The sequence below is a fragment of the Cutibacterium acnes genome (assembly GCF_003030305.1).
In the GTDB taxonomy this organism is placed as follows: domain Bacteria; phylum Actinomycetota; class Actinomycetes; order Propionibacteriales; family Propionibacteriaceae; genus Cutibacterium; species Cutibacterium acnes.
The window spans coordinates 59,077-78,558 of record NZ_CP023676.1; the positions used below are offsets into that span (position 1 = coordinate 59,077).

The 19,482-nt window shown below is 63.5% G+C and carries 13 protein-coding genes; 10 read left to right on the plus strand and 3 right to left on the minus strand.

Features of this window, described 5'->3' with window-relative positions; all coding sequences use genetic code 11:
* Nucleotides 1–177: 177 nt before the first annotated feature.
* From CPA42_RS00345 to CPA42_RS00370, 6 genes are read left to right on the plus strand one after another with little or no spacing between them, the layout of a single operon-like run.
* Nucleotides 178–936, plus strand: coding sequence for a DeoR/GlpR family DNA-binding transcription regulator (locus CPA42_RS00345; RefSeq protein ID WP_002515785.1), 759 nt, complete (start codon nt 178–180; stop codon nt 934–936).
* The gene (locus CPA42_RS00350; RefSeq protein WP_002515923.1) at nt 933–2,321 is read left to right on the plus strand and encodes a 6-phospho-beta-glucosidase; all 1,389 of its coding nucleotides are present in this window, start codon (nt 933–935) and stop codon (nt 2,319–2,321) included. Before CPA42_RS00345 ends, CPA42_RS00350 begins: the two co-directional genes overlap by 4 nt.
* Nucleotides 2,314–5,442 carry an alpha-mannosidase gene (locus CPA42_RS00355; protein ID WP_002515843.1) on the plus strand — a complete coding sequence of 1,043 codons (3,129 nt, stop codon included), beginning with the start codon at nt 2,314–2,316 and terminating at the stop codon, nt 5,440–5,442. Before CPA42_RS00350 ends, CPA42_RS00355 begins: the two co-directional genes overlap by 8 nt.
* Complete coding sequence (locus CPA42_RS00360) at nt 5,439–6,494, plus strand: alkaline phosphatase family protein (protein WP_002515768.1); 1,056 nt, start codon at nt 5,439–5,441, stop codon at nt 6,492–6,494. Before CPA42_RS00355 ends, CPA42_RS00360 begins: the two co-directional genes overlap by 4 nt.
* Nucleotides 6,488–7,132 (plus strand): HAD family hydrolase, encoded by a 645-nt coding sequence (locus CPA42_RS00365; protein WP_002515706.1) that lies wholly within the window; start codon nt 6,488–6,490, stop codon nt 7,130–7,132. Before CPA42_RS00360 ends, CPA42_RS00365 begins: the two co-directional genes overlap by 7 nt.
* Nucleotides 7,129–8,424, plus strand: coding sequence for a glycoside hydrolase family 125 protein (locus CPA42_RS00370; protein WP_002515827.1), 1,296 nt, complete (start codon nt 7,129–7,131; stop codon nt 8,422–8,424). Before CPA42_RS00365 ends, CPA42_RS00370 begins: the two co-directional genes overlap by 4 nt.
* Here the strand turns inward: CPA42_RS00370 and CPA42_RS00375 are convergent.
* The gene (locus CPA42_RS00375; protein ID WP_002515908.1) at nt 8,408–9,946 is read right to left on the minus strand and encodes a beta-N-acetylhexosaminidase; all 1,539 of its coding nucleotides are present in this window, start codon (nt 9,944–9,946) and stop codon (nt 8,408–8,410) included. The two genes, CPA42_RS00370 and CPA42_RS00375, sit on opposite strands and share 17 nt — an antisense overlap.
* A 66-nt stretch (nt 9,947–10,012) precedes the next feature.
* Between CPA42_RS00375 and CPA42_RS00380 the strand changes: the two genes are divergently transcribed.
* Nucleotides 10,013–10,987 carry a carbohydrate kinase family protein gene (locus CPA42_RS00380; RefSeq protein ID WP_002518588.1) on the plus strand — a complete coding sequence of 325 codons (975 nt, stop codon included), beginning with the start codon at nt 10,013–10,015 and terminating at the stop codon, nt 10,985–10,987.
* A gap of 18 nt (nt 10,988–11,005) precedes the next feature.
* Here the strand turns inward: CPA42_RS00380 and CPA42_RS00385 are convergent, their stop codons facing one another.
* Complete coding sequence (locus CPA42_RS00385; protein WP_002515816.1) at nt 11,006–12,376, minus strand: sensor histidine kinase; 1,371 nt, start codon at nt 12,374–12,376, stop codon at nt 11,006–11,008.
* A gap of 107 nt (nt 12,377–12,483) precedes the next feature.
* On the opposite strand from CPA42_RS00385, the gene galE reads away from it, so the two are divergent.
* Nucleotides 12,484–13,545 carry a UDP-glucose 4-epimerase GalE gene (gene galE / locus CPA42_RS00390; RefSeq protein ID WP_002518589.1) on the plus strand — a complete coding sequence of 354 codons (1,062 nt, stop codon included), beginning with the start codon at nt 12,484–12,486 and terminating at the stop codon, nt 13,543–13,545.
* Nucleotides 13,546–13,617: 72 nt separating this feature from the next.
* Here the strand turns inward: galE and CPA42_RS00395 are convergent, their stop codons facing one another.
* Nucleotides 13,618–14,250 carry a TetR/AcrR family transcriptional regulator gene (locus CPA42_RS00395; RefSeq protein ID WP_024513528.1) on the minus strand — a complete coding sequence of 211 codons (633 nt, stop codon included), beginning with the start codon at nt 14,248–14,250 and terminating at the stop codon, nt 13,618–13,620.
* Between the two features lie 116 nt (nt 14,251–14,366).
* On the opposite strand from CPA42_RS00395, the gene CPA42_RS00400 reads away from it, so the two are divergent.
* Nucleotides 14,367–17,099 carry an MMPL family transporter gene (locus CPA42_RS00400; protein ID WP_002515814.1) on the plus strand — a complete coding sequence of 911 codons (2,733 nt, stop codon included), beginning with the start codon at nt 14,367–14,369 and terminating at the stop codon, nt 17,097–17,099.
* Complete coding sequence (locus tag CPA42_RS00405) at nt 17,096–19,465, plus strand: YhgE/Pip domain-containing protein (RefSeq protein ID WP_002515790.1); 2,370 nt, start codon at nt 17,096–17,098, stop codon at nt 19,463–19,465. The genes CPA42_RS00400 and CPA42_RS00405 overlap by 4 nt, the downstream gene beginning before the upstream one ends.
* Nucleotides 19,466–19,482: the final 17 nt, after the last annotated feature.

Below are 19,482 nucleotides of genomic sequence, written 5' to 3' on the forward strand. Positions count from 1 at the left end.
GAGGTTAACTGTAGGTGATCTCCAGGCAACAACCTTGTCAATGCTTGATTCGAGTATGGTCAAACCAACCGACAAAGGTTGGTTTGTGAGATCACTGTAGCGGTCGGTGGGCGATGAGTTGCTGAAAAATGATTGAAATGACGAAATTGTGTAGACGGATGGTCATGGATCGGTACCATGGGGCACATGCTCAAGGCCGCTCGTCACGACGCGATCGTCGAACTGCTCCGGGACCGGCCTGCCATGCGAACCGTCGACGTCGCTCGGAATCTGAACGTGAGTATGGCCACGGCCCGACGCGATTGCATCGCCCTGGAAAATAAGGGCATCATCGAGCGTTCCTGGGGAGGTATCCAACTCGTTACGAGCGTGGACGACCACTTCGGCGACGTCATGAACCATCACACTCAGGCCAAAGCTGCGATCGCCCGCAAGGCCACCGAGCTTATCCACGACGGCGACACGATCATCATGGACATCGGCACCACCGTCCACCACCTGTCCGGGCTGCTCACCGGGCGCTCCATCACCGTGCTTACTGCATCCCTGCCCGTCTTTGAGACTCTCAGAACCGCCCCGGACGTCACCGTTGTCGTGCTCGGGGGAGTGTGGTCGGAGCGGTACCAGTGCTTTGACGGTCAGTTCGTCGCTGACGCGCTGACCCGCCACCAAGCTGATCTGGCCTTCCTAGGCTGCTCAGGGGTGAGTGCTAACGGGCGAGTTCGAGATACGAGTCGTTCCCAGGCTTACATCAAGCAGGCGATCATCGCTGCCGCGAGTCGGAGCTACTTGCTCGTCGACTCCGAGAAATTCCCGGGCGTCGGAGCGCATTCCCCGTTCACCCTCGAGGAGGTCAGTGGCGTCATTACCACCGGGCCGCTGCCACCGGACTTCGACGCACACTGCGAATCAACAGTGGAGGTCATTACCGCATGAAGCTCACCATCCTCGGTGGCGGAGGATTCCGCGTTCCGCTGGTATTTAAGGCCCTTGCTCACGACACCTCGCCGCAACGAGTCACCGAACTGCGGCTCTACGACACCGACCCGCTCCGGCTAGGCGTCATCGAGACGGTGGTAGCCCAGCTGGCCCGCGCCCTGCCTCACGCGCCGTCAGTGGTAGCTACCACCGACCTGCCCACCGCTTTGGCGGGAACCGACTTCATCTTTTCGGCCATCCGCGTCGCCGGCACCCATGGACGTGCCCTCGATGAGTCGATGTGCCTGGCTCGCGGGGTCATCGGTCAAGAGACCGTAGGAGCTGGCGGTATTTCGTATGCTTTGCGGGGGATCCCGGTGGTACTCGACCTCGTCGAGCAGATCACGCGGTATGCCCCCGACGCCAAGGTCATCAACTTCACTAACCCGGCGGGGGTGATGACTGAGGTCATGCAGCGTCGCCTGGGAGACCAGGTAGTGGGCATCTGCGACTCTCCAGTGGGTCTGGCCCGTCGCATCCTCACCACCCTGCAGCGTGCCGGGCTGGCACCGGCCGACCTGGGGTCCCTATTCGACGGCGACGGGCGCATTCACATCGGCTACAGCGGACTCAACCACTTAGGTTGGCTTACCAGCCTAAACGTTGATGGGGTCGACGTCCTGCCGCGTCTGCTTGAGCGACCCGACCTCATTGAGAGCTTCGAGGAAGGTCGTCTCTTCGGTGCCGACCTGGTGCAAGCCTTGGGCGCCGTGCCTAACGAATACCTGCATTACTACTACTATTCCCGAGACGACCTCGCCGCCGATCGGAAGGCTGAAGCCCCGCGCGGAGCCTTCCTGGAGGCCCAGCAGAACCAGTTCTACACCCAGGCCCAACACACTGACGATGTCGCTGGCCTATGGGAAGCCACCCGTCTGGAGCGAGAGGAGACCTACATGGCCACCAATCGCGAGGTCTCGGGTGAATTCGAGCGCGATGAAGCCGACTTAGAGACCGGCGGATACGACAAGGTTGCGCTGGCGATCATGCACGCCATCGCCAACGACGTACCCGCCGAGCTCATCCTCAACGTCGCCAACCACGGGGCCCTTCCCGACCTGCCCGACGAGGCCGTCGTGGAGGTCCCGTGCCGGGTAGACGGTGCCGGGATTCACCGGCTGCCCACTCCCGCGCTGCCCGACCATGCCCGAGGACTTGTCGTTAACGCCAAGTACGTAGAACAACGCACCATCGACGCTGCTGTTAACCACAGCCGTACCGCCGCCCTGCTGGCCCTGAGCCACCACCCGCTTGTTGACTCCGTTCACGTCGCCGAACAGCTGCTTGACGACTTCGCTGACGCCTTCGACGGCCTGGAGTACCTCAAGGACGCCCATGCATGATCACACCGAACTCATCCAGGACCGGATTGGCCATCTCAAGGAACGTCTCGAACGAGAAATCACCGAGAAGATCTGTCCATTGCAGGTGACGGCCTGGCAGGTCCCCGGCGAGCCAGTGAGCTTCAAGGAGGCCGCTGCCGCCAATTACCAGCCATTTCCGCCCGGGACGTGGTGGGGTGCTCCATGGAGCACCTGGTGGCTGCACGTTACCGGCACCCTGCCTGCTAGCCACGCTGGTGAAGAGGTCGATCTCTCGATGGACCTTGGATTCGTTGGTGATTGGGCTGGTAACCAGTCCGAAGCGATGGTCTACACCGCGAACGGACGCCCTCTCAAGGCCCTCAACCCACGCAACCACCGGATCGGGCTTAACCATGGGGCGCTCGCTGCCCGATTCACCAAAGAGGGCGAGCCGCTCATTGGGGCCGACGGGGACGTCGAGTTGTGGGTAGAGGCCGCCGGCAACCCCGACATGACCCAGCACTTGGGAGGACCCACCGAGCTGGGGGATCGTCGCACTGCGGGACATGAGCCGCTGTGGCAGTTCAAGGGAGCGGAGCTTTCGGTGCGCCGCAATGAGGTGTGGGGCTTGTGGCTTGACATCGACGTTCTTGACGGGCTCATGCGCCAGCTACCAGCCGAGTCCACCCATCGCGCCAGACTTCTCCGCGGCTTGGAACAAGCTGCTGACGAGGTCGATCACCAGGGGATCGTCGCCGGTGCCGGACCGGCCCGGCAAATCCTTGCCGGGTACCTGGATTCGGGGGCAAACTCATCAGCCCAACAGATGACGGCCATCGGACATGCGCATATCGACTCGGCCTGGCTATGGCCGTTGCGTGAGACCCGCCGCAAGGTGGTGCGCACCTTCTCCAATGTTGTCGCCCTGGCGCAGGAGTACCCCGACTTCCACTTCGCTTGCACCAGTGCCCAGCACTATGCCTGGCTCCAAGAATCCTCACCAGAGCTCTTCGAACGCGTTCAGGAGGCCATCGAGCGTGGCCAGTGGCATCCGGTGGGTGGTATGTGGGTGGAGTCCGACGCTAACCTGCCCTCCGGGGAATCGCTGGTGAGACAGTTCACCAGCGGTCTGCGCTGGATGCGCGAACACCTCGGGGTGCGTCCGGACTGTTTATGGCTGCCGGATTCTTTTGGCTACACCGGTGCGCTGCCCCAGATTGCTCGACTTGCTGGCATGCGCTGGTTCTTTACTCAGAAACTCAGCTGGAACACGGCGAACACGCTTCCCCACCACACCTTCTGGTGGGAGGGCATCGACGGCACCCGGATCTGGACGCACTTCCCGCCAGTGGACTGCTACGACTGTGTTGTCAGCGCCCAAGAGGTCAAGAAAGCTGAGGCAAACTTCAAAGAGAAGGGCGTGGCCGGACGCTCAATCCTGCCATTCGGATACGGCGACGGCGGCGGTGGACCTACCGCCGAACAAGTGGAACGCGCCCGCAGGTTCGCCGACCTGGAGGACGCGCCGCAGGTGCGGCTGGGCTCTCCGGACGACTATTTCGACCAGGCGCAGGAGGACCATCCACAGGCGTCAGTGTGGCGCGGTGAGATGTACCTGGAGTTCCACCGGGGCGTCTACACCTCCGCCCACCCCCTCAAGAACGGCAACCGACGCGCCGAGGCTGGGCTCGCGGCTGCCGAGTGGCTCGCCGTTATGGCCGCCCGTACCGGCCACCCCTACCCCTACCAGCAGCTGGAACAACTGTGGCAGCGCACCCTGCTGCTGCAGTTCCACGACATCCTTCCCGGATCGTCGATCGCGTGGGTGAACCAAGAGGCCATCGCCGAGTTCACCGCCATTCGTGCCGAGTTGAATCAGCTCATGGACGACGCCTGGCAGGCACTATTGCAGGCGAGTGGCGGCGAGACTGTGGGGGTGAGCCTAGTTAATCCGTCCCAGGCGGACCGGCGCGAGGTCCTCACTGCCAGTGACCGACCCGTACTCGTGCAGGTGCCAGCAATGGCGGCGAAATCGCTGACCGATGCCGTGGTTGACCCCGAGCACCCGGTGCATGTGCAGCGAGGTCGCGACGCGATCCGGATGACGAACGGACTCGTCGACGTGTGTATTGACACTCGCGACGGGCTGGTGAACTCGATTGTTGACCTGGTATCTGACCGCGAACTCCTGCTGTCTGGACAGCGCGCCAACCGGCTCGTCCTGCACCCAGACTATCCCGACTGCTTCGATGCTTGGGAGCTGCAGCAGCAGTACCGTCACAGCGGCGATCCGGTGGACCGGGTCACTGATTTGCGCGTCACCGAAAGCCTGCTGCGCGCCCAGGTGCGCGTGGAGCGTCACGCCGGTCAGTCCAGCTTCGTCCAGACCATCACCCTGGACGCCGACAGTCGGGCGGTGGAGTTCAGCGTCGACGTCGACTGGGCCGAACGGGCTCGCGTGCTCAAGGTGGACTTTCCTCTCGACGTGGCCGCCCGCTCCAGCCGTGACGAGATCCAGTTTGGCCACATCGAACGGCCAATCGAGGCCAATACCTCCTGGGACGATGCCCACTTCGAGAGCTGCGGGCAGCAGTGGATGTTGCTGGCTGAGCCAAGGTACGCGGTGGCGCTGGTTAACCAGTCCAGCTATGGTCACGACGTGAGCCCGGCCGGTGGGGACGAGCACATCCCCACTATGGGGGTCATGGCCCGACTCACCCTGTTGCGCTCACCGCAGAGCCCAGACCCTCACCCCGACCAGGGATGTCACCACCTTGTCTACAGCCTGCTTACCGACGCCCGGGTCGAGTCCGCGCACGTCGAGGCGGCACGGCTTAACCAGCCGCTCCAGGTGCGAAGCGGGACGGTGGAACTGCCCAGTACGGCCCGGATCGAGCCGGTGCACGGCACGGCTGTCATCGACGCCGTCAAGCAGGCCTTTGACGGGTCTGGGGATCTTGTCATACGCATACATGAAGCCGAGGGTGCTCGCAGTCGGGTGCGTCTACTGCTGGACCGGGACGGTTGTGTGAGCGAGGTGGATCTGCTTGAGGACCCGATTGACGAGCCGACCCAACAACTGCCGGCCAGCACCTGCAGCAGGGTGGAACTCACCCTGCGTCCCTTCCAGATTCTGACACTGAGAGTGAGCCAGCGATGAAACTTCTCCTGGTGTGCATCGACGGGTTGCGCCTCGACATCGCATTGCCTGGGGCATTGCAACGCGATCCGGGATTCACCCACCCCGATCACCCCGCCGATCCCCGATTCGTGCGGGGCGTGGGGCAGGGCGAGCCGGTCCCCGAGCATCCGGCGCCGGCCCTGGACCACACCCTGCCCGTCGATCGAGCCCCGAAAAACCTGGCTCCGACCCTCGCTCGCCTGGTGCGAGGGGATGACCGCTCCCAGGGCACGATCATCCCCATGTGGATGACCCCGCCCACCGACTCTGCCCCCGGCTGGACGACGATCCTCACCGGCGCCACCCACGAGCAGTGCAATGTGTGGTGGAACGAGTTCGTCGGCCACGATCTGGCACGTCACCCTGACATCCTCTCCCAGGTGTTCTTCGCCAACCCATCGGCGCGCACCCTCGCCGCAGCCACCTGGGACGCCTTTGTGAGCCCCTACGGGCCCGGCCCGATCATTCACCAGCGGGTGGACCAACAGCGCACCGGACAGCACCAGCTCTTCGGCCCCGACCTTTCCCAAGGCATCGACCGGGCTGATGAGCAAGTGTCGTCGTGGGCCGCCTGGCATCTGCTGCACGAGGGCCCGGACGCCGCCGTCGTCTACTTCGAGGGGGTCGACCACGCCGGACACAGTTTCGGGGCGGACTCCGAGCAGTACCAGCAGGCAGTGGGGCATGTCGACGAGCTCACCCGTCACCTCGTCAAGGCCGTCGCCGAGCGCCACGAGCAGCTCGGGGAGCAGTGGCTTGTCGCCGTCACCACCGATCACGGTCACAAACCCGAAGGGGGTCACGGGGAAGACGAGGTGGAGGTACGTCGCAGCTTCCTGGCAGCCCACCACATCGGTGGGACGCTTCCCGAGCCGTTGCTGCGTACCGCTGCCCTTCGCAGCCACGAGGTGACGCCGCTGCTACTGCAGGCAATGGGAGTGCACCCTGGCCATATGGACGCCAGCGACGTCGGCGTCTTGCGTGACGTGGAACCGATCGGCCCAAGTAGAGAGATGGATTTTGAATGGTGACGATGTACCCGCCGCAGTATGTGGATGCCGTCCTCTTTGACATGGACGGAACCCTGCTCAACACCCTGCCGGCCTGGTGCGTGGCATCTGAGCATCTGTGGGGCACTTCTCTGGCTGACGCTGACAGCGCCAAGGTTGACGGGGGCACCGTCGACGACGTCGTTGAGCTGTATCTGCGAGACCACCCTCAGGCAGATCCCCAGGCCACCGTCGAGCGTTTCATGGACATCCTTGACGCCAACCTGGCTGGCAACACCGAGCCGATGCCCGGAGCTGACCGCCTCGTGAAGAGGCTGTCGGGTCATGTACCCATCGCTGTGGTGTCGAATTCCCCGACGCGTTTGGTGCGTGACGGATTGGCCTCACAAGGCTGGCTGGAACTGTTCGACACCGTCCTTGGGGTGGACGAGGTCGCTGCCGGCAAACCGGCCCCCGACCCCTACCTCACCGCAGCGAGGCGTCTAGGGGCCGACCCGAGCAGATGTGTCGTTGTCGAGGATTCCGCTTTCGGATTGCGTGCCGGACGGGCTGCCGGAGCGTGGGTTCTCACGGTCGGACGCAGACTCAAGGGACAGGGGGACATGTGGGTTCCCGGGCTGGACGATGAGCGGGTGACCTCCTGGGAACCCCATCGATGAGGGCGTGCGAGCTGACACCTGCCCTACGGCAGCGTCTAGACGAGATCGGTGCCCAGATCAGCCAGGGCGTAGGCAAGGGCCTTGACGAGGCGATGGGCCGGCAGGCTGCAAGCCGATTCGTGGCCTGGATGACGGACACGTGGACGCGCACTATGTCCCGCGACGAGCACGGCGTCTTCGTCGTCACTGGCGATATTCCGGCTATGTGGCTGCGCGACTCCTCGGCGCAGTTGTGGCCGTTCCTGATTATGTGCGACCTCCCCGAGGTGACTCGTCAGATCGGCGACGTTATCGCCCGCCAGTGGCACTGCATCGACGTTGACCCCTACGCCAACGCCTTCAATTCCGGCCCAACCGGGGCGCACTTCGACGCCGATGACCTCGATGTGGCCGACGAGCTATGGGAGCGCAAATACGAGGTGGACTCGCTGGCGTTCCCCGTCGACCTGGCATGGCGGTACTGGCAGGCCACCGGCAGCCCGGAGCATCTGAACGGTGCGGTCCACCAGGGGTGCATACGCATTATCGACGTCTGGAGCCTGGAGCAGGATCATGCGCGGTCTACCTACCGCCATGTGCGCCCCGCCGAGCCGTCCGACACCCTCGGCCGCGACGGTTCGGGCACTCCGGTGGGACACACCGGGATGACCTGGAGCGGGTTCCGCCCTTCCGACGACGCCTGCCGCTACGGCTACAACATTCCGGCTCAGTTCATGGCGATGCGTGCCCTGCGTCAAATTCGCGAGTTCTGTCGCGTCTGGGATGACGAGGATCTTGTCGAACGCGCCACGAAGCTGGCCGATGAGATCGATGCCGGGGTGAGGCAATTCGGCATCGTCGAGGACCACCTTGCCTACGAGGTGGACGGGCTTGGATCAGTGCTGGAAATGGACGACGCGAACATGCCTTCCCTGTTGTCTTTGCCTCTCACCAGTGACCTCGGTCGTGACGATCCGCTCTACCAGAGCACCCGCCGCTGGGTGCTCAGCGCGGCTAACCCGTACCTGTTCAGTGGCCCGGCAGCCCGGGGAATTGGTAGCCCGCACAGTCCAAAGGGCTATATCTGGCACATTGGTTTGGCGGTGCAGGGACTCACTGGGGACGATGCGGAGGCCCGCGACTGCCTGGAGACGATCCTCGCCACCGATGGTGGTACTGGCTGGACCCACGAGAGCTTCGATCCAACCGACCCTACTCGGTTCACCCGAGGGTGGTTCAGTTGGTCGAACTCGATGGCCTGCCTGCTCATGATGAACGTGGCCGGTATCGATGCCATTATCGGTGCCAATTGACCCCCATCGCGGTGAGACGGCGAGTTTGGGCCTCTAATTCCGACAGCGGTCGAGCCGGGTTGCCAGTCCACAACTGTTCGGCGATCGACGTGCCGCGCGGGAAGGCGGCATCCTCGACCTGAGCAGGGGTGCACAGATATTCGGTCCACAACTGGAACTGTCCACCCAGCAGGTGGGGTGAGTTCACCGCGGCCAGCACGTCGTGCAGCCCGGCGACATCGTTCATAGTCATCGGGGCGTCGATTGTCACCGGTGCCTGCGGGCCCGTCTCCATGCCGTGATCTAAGTAGGTATGCCGGGCGGGTGCGGCAATGACATCGTGACCTGCGGCAGCAGCGCGGGCGATGTCGTCGGCATCCCGCCACACCATCACGGTGACCTCCTCGGGCGCACCGGCTTCCAACACCTCGTCCCAGGCGATGACCTGACGTCCAGCAGCGACGACGTGGCCACAGATCTGGCGCTCGAACCACGCCTGAGCCTGGTGTGGGGTCGTGATGCCCAGCTCGGCTAGCCGGGTGCGGGTGGGCTTATGTCCAAACCACTCCTTGCCGGGGCACTCGTCGCCGCCGATGTGGATCGGCGAGTTCGGGAAGATCTCCATCACGGCATCCAGGACGTCGCGGCAAAAACCCAGCGCAGCATCGGTGAGGTTGATGTGGTGCTCCGACACCCCGAAGGCGGTGCGCGGATGGCTGATCGGTGCTCCACAGCCCAACTCGGGGTAGGCGGCCACCACCGACTCGGTGTGTCCCGGAAGATCGACTTCCGGGACGACCGTGATGCCCAACAGCTGAGCTCGCTCGTCGATGGCGCGCAGCTGGTCGACGGTGTAGGCACCACCGTGGGGTATGTGGTCGTGCTCAGCGACGTCGTCACAGCCGTTGTCGTCGGGTGGCGGTTGGTGCCCTCGTACCGTTCCTGGACGCCACGCGCCCACCGTGGTCAGCCGCGGCCAGCCCGGTACCGGCAGACGCCACCCCTGATCGTCAGTGAGATGTAGGTGCAGCCGATTGAGCTTGTGTACGGCCAGCACGTCCAAAAAGTTCATGATGAACGAGGTGGGCATGAAATGCCGCGAAACGTCTAGATGGGCCCCGCGCCAACTGTGGTGTGGCGCATCGACGATGACGCCTTTCGGAAGGCATAGGTGCTTCAGCGCTAGCGGTCCGGGCCCGTAAACCCACGGGGTGAGCAGCTGGAGCAGGGTTTGCACTGCCCAACGCGCTCCAGATGGACTGCCGACAGTGATGCGGACCTGCGCGTCGATGTCAATGCGATAGCCCTCCGCTTCTAAAGCGGGATCCACTATGACGGTGAGGGAGGCATCGTCGGTGTGTGATGTTGCTCGCACGACGTCGAGTGCTGGAGCCAGTCGCTCGGTGAGGATCGTAACGGCGTTGATGACCTCGTCGGGGCCAGTCCAGGTGAGCACCGACGGCAGGGGGAATTGTCCTTCGGTGAGTTGTACCTGGCGGGGCTGGGGGCACAAGCCCCGGATGAGGGTGTCGTTGGTGGGCATCTCTACTCCTCGGGGCATCGCCTGCCAATGGGGTGTTTCACAGGTTACCGGGGTTAGTAGCTGTCTATGCTGAAGGGCGACCAATCGCGCACAGGAGCCATGCCCATGTCCGTCAACCGTCATCCTCGGCTGCTTACCGCCGGTATCACCTTCCGCGACCTCGTCATCTCTGGAATCGACGAGTTGCCCGGTCTGGGTGAGGAGCGTTACGGCACCGACTTCGTCACCACCTGGGGTGGGGTCGCCAACACGGCACGGATCGGGGCAAGCCTGGGTGCTCGGGTCCAGTTACTGACAGGTCTAGGCGACGACCCCAACTCCGAGATGTGTCGTCGGGAATTGACCGAGTGGGGCATTGACCTGACCCCAAGCCCGATCAACCCTGGCTGGACTCTCCCGGTGACGATGAGCCAGGCGTGTGGCACCGAGCGGGCCATGACGACGGTGGAAACTGCGTTACCAGCCCCACTTCCCGCACCGAATCTTGACGGAGTTGACGTCATCGTCACCCATGTGTCGGTTCCCGCTGACGCCTGGCTACATGACGCCGCCGACGCAGGGATTCCGGTGATCGCAGACCACGGATTCGAGGAAGGATACGAACCCGGATTGCTTGACGCGGTGTCAGGATGCACCTGCTATACGCCCAACGCCGCTGAGGCGATGCACCTTACAGGCGCCGACGACCCTGTACGGGCAGCTCGAGCCCTCGCCGAGCGCGTTCCAGTGGTTGTCGTCACCTGTGGCGGTGACGGGATCGTCGGTGTGGATTCTCGTACTGGCGAGGAGGTTCACGTTCCGGCGGTGAACATAAACCCGGTCAACACCACGGGTGCCGGAGACGCCGCCTTGGCCGGTCTGGCTTGGTGCTGGGGGTGGCAGGTGCCGTTGGCCCGCAAGCTCGACGTCGCCGCCCTGGTGGGGGCTATTGTCACCTCGCGAGTGCACGGAACTGCCGGACCACTCACACCTGAGGATGTGCTCGCCTGGGTACCGCGGGCCCCGGAGCGGCTAGGGTTCCTCCCCGAACTGTTGGGGTAAGTGACGTCGGAGCCGAGTTCATCTCTGACGGGAGTCGGCTTGGACCGGCAGTTTCGCCATGACGCGGAACCCGCCCTCTTTGCGAGGTCCTGCCGACAGCTGTCCACCCATTGACGTGACGCGCTCTCGCATTCCCTGGAGGCCGTGTCCCCGACCGTCCCCCTGGACGGCAACCCCGTACCCGTCGTCGAGAATCTCCACGTAGATCGCGGTAGGTGAATAGGCCAGGGTCACAGTGGCGTGGGCGCTCGGGCCAGCGTGTTTGAGGACGTTGGTGAGGGCCTCCTGAACGACTCGGTAGATCACAAGCCCAAGAGCCTGGGAGACCACCGGCTCCTCCCCAGTCACCTTGAGTTCAACTTTCACCCCGGACTTGTCCACCAGGTCGGGAATTTCAGCCAGGCTAGGGGAGGGGGAGAACTCGGCGTCGGTGTCCTGACGCAACACCCCGACGATTCGCCTCATTTCAAGGAGGGCCTCACGTCCGGTCTCGGCGATCGTCTCAAGCACCTCGGGGGCCTTCTCCGGCTTCTTCGTCGCCAGTGCTTTGCCGCCTTCGGCCTGCACAATCATGACCGACAGCGAGTGGGCGACGATGTCGTGGAGCTCTCTGGCGATCTCGTTACGGGTGCGCTCCTCGGCCACCCTGGCCTGCTGTTCACGTTCGGCGAGGATCGCCCGGTACCGCTGGGCTTTGACGATGCGTTGCTGGGAGTCGATGAGGGCGGACTCCCGCAGTCGTCGACCTACCGCGTATGGGGTGAGGACGAGGCCCGCACACACCGTCATGGCCAGCACCAGTAGCACCCAGGGCGTTCCCGATGAGGGATCGTAACCGGCGGCAATGGTGGGGATCCACCTCATCGGTCCAATGACTGACCCCACGGCTCCCACCCACAGCACCCAGCGGGATTGGTGGCCGTCGACCCACCTCGCCACCGAGTAGGAGGCGATCGGGACGACGAAGATGCTCAACACCGGGAAAGGCACGAAGAAGAACTGGATCGCAGCCCCGATAGCGACCAAGGTCATCATGAGAAGAGGATGCTCGCGACGCATCGGCAGAGAGGCCACCATGACCATCGATGACAAGAGGGCGGCGATGTACTCCGGGCGCGGCCACTCCACCAGACTGACGAGGTAGGGGGCGATCGTCACTACGGCCATGATGAGGGTCAGGGTGACGTCTCCCCACCATGCCCGTTCGGTGTCAGCCGGGCGGCCGTCATCGAGCTTGGGGTCCAGCACCTCCTCCATACCGGGGATGTTGATTTGGGGAACGTTATTGCGGCTCGGATTGAACCGATTGAGACGGGCGCGTACCCCCGCCCCGCGGGAGCCGGTGGAACGGTTCTCCGTGGGCAAGGTCTGCGATCCGGTGTCCTCCATAACAGCAATTCTAGAAACCAGCTGTGGAAGATTGGTTGGGCACGCCAGTTAGCGACGCGTGGGCTGGCAACGCGCACCGTTCGTGACCAATTCACCACACGCAGCCCGTGCCCGCCATCGAGGCTGGCGAGCCGCACCTAGACTTGACGGCGACGAGATCGACGTTACGGAAGGTTCCCATGAAGATTCTCATCACCGGCGGGGCCGGTTACATCGGATCAACGGTTGGTTCGGCATGTGAGGAGGCCGGCCATGAGGTCGTCGTGCTGGACGACCTATCCGCGGGACGCCGCGAATTCGTTCGCGACCGCACGTTCTACGAGGGCGACATCGCTGATCAGGACCTGCTCGATCGCGTCTTCTCCGAGAACCAGATCGACGCCGTCGTCCACTGCGCAGCCAAGATCATCGTCCCCGAATCGGTTGATGAGCCGCTGACCTATTACGGCAACAATGTCGGCAAGACCGTTGCTCTGCTCAAGGGAATGGAGCGCAACGGCGTACACCGCATCTTGTTTTCGTCCTCGGCGTCGATCTATGCCACTGACGAGGAGTTCAAGGTCACTGAGGAATCCGCTCTGGACCCCGGTTCCCCCTATGCCACCACCAAGTTCATGGTGGAGTTCATCTTGCGTGACGCCGCGCACGCCTCTGATCTCAAGGCATTGAGCCTGCGGTACTTTAACCCGATCGGTTCAGACCCGAAGCTGCGTACTGGTCAGCAGATTGAGCATCCCACCCACGTGCTCGGCAAGATGATTGACGCCTGGATGGAGGGTTCCACTTTCACCGTCACTGGAGTGGACTGGCCGACTCGTGATGGGTCAGGTATTCGCGACTACATCCACGTTTGGGATCTGGCTCGCGCTCATGTTGCTGCTTTGGAGCATCTCGATGAGGTTACGACCGACGACCCGTACCAGGTATTCAATATCGGTACCGGAAGCGGCGTTACCGTTAAGGAGCTCGTTAAGGCCTTCGAAGAGGGTACGGGTAAATCCCTCAATGTCGTCTACGGCCCGCCGCGTCCCGGCGATGTCGCAGGTGCCTACACGGTGTCCCGCCGGGCCAAAGACCTGCTCGGTTGGAGCGCGGAGCTGACCCAGGCGGATGGAATCCGTGACGCCATTGCATGGTTGCCCGAGCGCAAGAAGATCCTGGGTTACTGATTCTTCCCTGTTGCCACACCACCGGCCCTGCACTTGTGCGGGGCCGGTGCTATGTCGGGGCCTGTCGCGGGATCACATGGGGTGGACGAAGGTCAGCACCATCATTGTCAGCTGGTTGGTCATGCGGTCGATGTCGGCCTGGCGTCCTGACGCCATTGCCGCCAGCACCCGAAAATCGAAGACGGCTTGGGTGACCTCGACGAGGTCGGAAACCGCGATGGTGGCGGTGGCGGCGTGTTCACGCAGAGCCTGCTCGACCATTTGGCACAAGGCAGGAGTGATAACGTCCCCGACCTGCCGGTAGGCCTGACGCAATCGTGGATTCCGTGCTGCCTCGATGGTGATCTCCAGGATCGCCATGGCCGTCAAGGGATCGGAGCCGACGGTTGAGGCGAACAGGGCGATGATGCCGTGGATGCGGTCACGCAACGCTTCGTGACCGTCGTTGGGGAAGTCCAGAGAGGACCCCAGGGTCGCAAGATTCTTCTCGGCATAACGACGTAGCACCGTGGTGCACAGGTCGTCTTTCGAGGTGAAGTTGGAGTAAAAGGCGCCGCGGGTGAACCCAGCCTCCTCGCAAATCTCCTCGACGGTCGATCCCGGGACCCCCTTGCGGGCAAAAACAGCAACGGCGGCATCGGCCAGCCGAGCTTGGGTGGCGGCGCGGCGCGCCGAGATCGGAGGGGTGTCGCTGGTTGTAGTCATGAGGATCCCGAGGCAGTGGACGTGCAACCACTCATGGGGTGGATGTATCGGATACGATGCTACCTCGGATACATAAGTGTATCGAGTGGTGTTCGTGTGATTCCAACCGAGGGGTGATGATGTCCTCCTTGCTCCACGATCTCGGGGTGTGGTGTTTCCGGCGGGCCAAGACCGTTGTAGCACTGTGGCTGGTCCTGCTGGCTCTGCTTGGTGTGGGAGTTGCCGCTCTGCACGGTGACTACGACGATTTCTTCACCATCCCCGGGGCGCCTTCCCAGGTGGCCTACGACAAACTCCAGGTGGCCTTCCCGCAGGCCTCTGCGCTCAGCGCCAACGTCGTCGTCACCGTCCCTGACGGCACCAACATCTCGTCGAAGCTCATCCGCTCCCGGATCGAAAAGGGGGTGGACGAGCTCAAAGACCTCCCCCTCGTCACCGGGGCGACATCACCGTGGAACAAGTACGTTACCGGGATGGTCAACAAGGACCACACCGCGGCCGTCATCCAGGTAGAGCTGGGGCAGAACAACGCGGTGACCTTTCCTGATTCCGGACGTCACGACCTGATCAGGGTTGGCAACGAGATTCAATCGGACCTGCCATCAGGGTCCCATGTGTACGTAGGGGGACAAGCCTTCGAGGCGACGCTACCCTCCCTGTCGATCACCGAGGTCATCGGAGTCGGGGTGGCCCTCGTTGTCCTCTCCGTCACCCTGGGATCCCTGGTAGCAGCTGGAATGCCCATCGTTACAGCCGTGCTCGGGGTCGGGGTCACCTATTCAGGCATGGCGATTCTCACCAGATTCACCACGGTCAACTCCGTCACACCGATGCTGGCGGTCATGCTTGGGCTGGCCGTCGGGATCGACTACGCCCTGTTCATCCTGTCGCGCCACCGTGACCAGCTGCGTGACGGTGCCGAGGTGCAGGAATCGGCTGCCCGAGCCGTCGCGACCTCGGGTTCGGCGGTGGTCTTTGCCGGGGCGACGGTCGTCATCGCCCTCATCGGCCTGTCCATTGCCAGGATCCCCTTCCTCGCCGTCATGGGTATCTTCGCAGCCATTGGTGTGGCCCTGGCCGTCGTCATCGCCCTGACGATGCTCCCTGCCTTCATGGGGCTCATGGGGGAGAGGTTGCGTCCGAGGAGATCCCGCGCGGACACGAAGGCCAGGACTGCCGGGGAAAAGGAACGTTCCGGGGGCATCTTCGGATGGTGGGTGCGCACTGTCACGCGGGTGCCGCTGGTAACCATTCTTGTCGTCGTAGTGGGGCTGGGGGCCTTGGCTGTCCCCATGAAGGACCTGCACCTTTCCCTGCCCACCGCTGCAGAACTGCCGGCCAGCAACACCGCTCGGCAGACCTATGACGTCCTGGAGCAGAAATTCGGGCCGGGGTTCAACGGGCCGGTCATCGTCACCGCCGACGTCGTCTCCTCGCACGACCCGATGAGAATAGTCAACGGGCTGAAGGCCGACATCGAGAAGATTCCGGGGGTTGACACCGTTGCCCTGGCGGTGCCGAACCGAAATGCCGACTCCGCGATGATCCAGGTGCTGCCGACCACCGGCCCGGCCGACGAGGCCACTAATAACCTGGTGCGTACCCTGCGTGACCACGAGACTCAGTGGCGCGATACGTACGGTGTCGACACCGCCGTCACCGGCTTGACAGCCATCAAGCTCGATGTCTCGCAACGTCTAGGTGCCGCCCTGTTACCCTTCGGGATCTTCGTCGTCGGGCTGTGCCTAGTGCTGCTGACCTTGGTGTTTCGCTCCATCGCAGTGCCCATCAAAGCCACCGTCGGGTACTTGTTATCGGTGTTGGCCGCTTTCGGGGTCTCCCAACTCGTCTTCAACCGGGGTATCGGGTTGCAGGTGGTGAACCTGGATCGTCTGGTGCCCATCATCTCCTTCATGCCTATCGTCGTCATGGGCATACTGTTCGGATTGGCGATGGACTACGAGGTGTTCCTGGTCTCGCGGATGCGTGAGGAATATGTACACACCGGTGATGCCAAAGGTGCTGTGACAAGGGGATTCATCGGTTCGGGCAAGGTCGTGACGGCAGCTGCCGTCATCATGATTTCGGTGTTCGTCTTCTTCATCCCCGAGGGCATGAACGCCATCAAGGAAATCGCCCTGGCCCTGGCCGTCGGGATCCTCACGGATGCCTTCTTGGTGCGGATGACCCTCGTTCCGGCCGTGATGGCTCTGCTAGGTGACAAGGCCTGGTGGCTGCCCGGGTGGCTGGATCGACGCCTACCCCGCCTCGACATCGAGGGAGAAGGGATCGCCCACGAGGAAAAGCTGGCCGCCTGGCCCACAGCGGATCACACCGAGGCCCTGCACGCCGAGGGGATCGGGGTGGAGGGGCTCTTCGAAGGCCTCGACATGCACGTCGAACCGCGTCAGGTGCAAGCCGTCGTCGGATCGCAGAACAGTGTCTCGGCCGTCCTGCTGGCGATCGGGGGACGGCTGCCCTTGGATCACGGCCGGATGAGGTCGGGAGGATTGCTGCTACCCGAGCGGGCTTCCAGAGTGCGTCGGGTGACGTGGTTCCTCGACGCGTCCGCTCCGGATTTCGTTGACGAGCTGCGCTCAGCGATGACGGTACTCACCCATCTGCCCCGACGACCCAGTAAACGTCCCCGGCTGTTCCTCATTGACCACGCCGACCGGATCGTCGATCCCATTACTCGGGATCTGCTGGAATCCCTGGTTCGCGAAGCCGGCGAGGCTGCGGTGATCTTGGGTGCCCAGCGTCGCGGTCGCATCGATTGGCTCTCCCCACAGATCATCCACAACCTGGCCGAACACCATTTTGAGTCGTCCTCTGGAGGTACTCGATGATGACTGAACGTTCCCATTCCACGATCAGGTTAAGGTGGCCGGCGGTGGTGGTTCTCGTCCTCGTTCCGCTGCTGGTGGTCGCCGGATTGGTCGGGACGACCTGGCATACCACCGACCGGTTGGGCCGGGTGAAAGCGGCCGTCGTCAACGAGGACAAGGCCGTCAAGGTGCGTGGACAACTGGTTCCGATGGGCCGCCAACTCACCGCCGCCTTGATGGACTCTGGCTCGCACACCACTGATGGCCACACCGTCGACTGGACTCTCACCGACGCCCAGGGGGCTGCCGAGGGGCTGCGGGACGGCACTTACTCGGTGGTGGTGACGATTCCGGAGTCCTTCTCGGCTGATGCCACCTCCTTCTCCGCCAACGACGTCAACAAGGCCAAACAGGCCCTCATCGACGTGACGGCCTCCCAGAACTCCCCGGTCACCGACACCACGATCGCTGAGCTCACCGCCCAGGTGGCGCGCCGGTCCCTCAACACCACCCTGACTTCGAAATATCTGGAGAATGTCTACGTTGGTTTCAATCGGTTTGCCGAACAGATGGCCAGGATGGCCGGCGCTGCGGCGAAACTGGACGACGGGGCCACGAAACTCGCTGACGGCACTAAACGTTCTTCCGCCGGCGCAGCCACCCTTGCCTCCGGCATGACGAAGCTCAGCGGGGGAGCTCAGCGGTTGTCAGCTAACGGCGGCAAGCTCACCGACGGTGTCTCCCAGCTCTCCGGAGGGCTCACAACCTTGTCTCATAAGGGCCAGCAGCTCAGCCAAGGGGCCGATGGGCTGGCCAGCGGGGTGGCGACCTACACCGATGGCACGGGGAAGGTCGTCGACGGCATCGGGCAGCTGTCGGCTGGTTTGACGACGATGGATGAGAAGATCGCTGCGGCTACCGGGAAAATCGATCCCTCCCAGCTCGACAAACTCGCCGGTGGGGCCGGACAGCTTGCTGATGGCATCGACCAGTTCACCGGCAATCTGGTGGGTTACCGCACTGAGATCCGCCAGTACGCGTCGGGAAAGAAAACCGCGGAACTTAGTAAGGAAGCCCTGTCCCGGGGCGAGGCTGACTTCCTGCGTCGATGCGTGCGAAGCCACACCGCGCAGGAATGCCACGACCTGGTACCCATCGTCCGCGACGCGATGACCGATGGGTACGCCCTGGGCGTGCGGGCTGGGTCGGGGGTGGCCGTCAAGGCGATGGCGATCAAGGATCCGAACTCTGGCAAGAGCATCGACGACGGCATCGACGAACTTGCTGACGGTTCCTCACGACTGTCTCGAGGGGTCAATGAGTTCACCACACAACTGCGCACTGGTTTGCCGAAGATGGTCAGGCAGGTCACCCGGCTACATGAGGGTATCCACCAGGCCGCTACCGGTGCCCAGGCCTTAGCCAGCCGGTCCCAACAGCTCAAGGCCGGCGGGGTGAAGTTATCGTCAGGGGCCGCGACTCTTGCCCACGGGGTCGACGCCTACACCGCTGGGGTGAGTAAGGCTGCTGGCTCGACGCCGAAACTTCAAAACGGCGTTAACCAGTACGTCGATGGGGTAGATCGTCTCTCCGACGGCCTGGCGAAAGCCGCCACGGGGGCTGGAACCTTCGCGTCGGGGATGACCAAGCTCGACTCAGGAGCCCGGAAACTCACCAAGGGCACCGGCGTGTTCTCCAGCCAGCTGGCAGCCGGAGCCAAGAAGGTGCCGACATACTCCCAGAACGACCGCACCAAGCTTGCCGACGTCGTCTCTGCACCTGTCAACGGGGACGGACCAGCTATCGCGACCTCGGTGGCTGTCGTCGCTGTGCTGCTCGTCCTGGGCGCCTGGATCGCTGCTCTGGCGACCTGGTTGGTGGCCCGGACGGTGCCCTCGGGGGCACTCACCTCCTCACGCTCAACCCTGGGGTTATTGGCCCGGACAATGTCGGTTGGGGCAGTGGTAAGCGTTGCGGTGAGCGGTGGCCTGGCCGTCATTGGTGGTACGGCTCTGGGGCTTTCGGTGCCGAGGTCAATCGGTTTGGGTAGCTTGTTGCTGCTTGTCGGGGTGATGTTCGGGCTGGTCAACCACTCCCTGGCGGCATGGCTGCACGGGCTGGGGCGTCTTATCAGTGTCGTGCTGGTCACCGCCACAGTGGCTGCTGGATTAGCCAGCACAGTTCCCGCTCCGGTGCGCTGGGCCGACGCCGTCTCCCCCCTCAACCCGGCCCTGCGGGCGGTGCAGGCCGTGGTGGCCGGCCAGAATCCCGCGTTTGGGTCCTTAGTGGCCGTCGTGGCTTGGGCCGTGGTGGCTCTGGTGGCCAGCATGGGGGCGGTGGGGCGGCGTCGCCAGACCAGCGCGAAGGCGCTGCTGGGCTCGGGGTAGCCGTCGACCTACAGTGG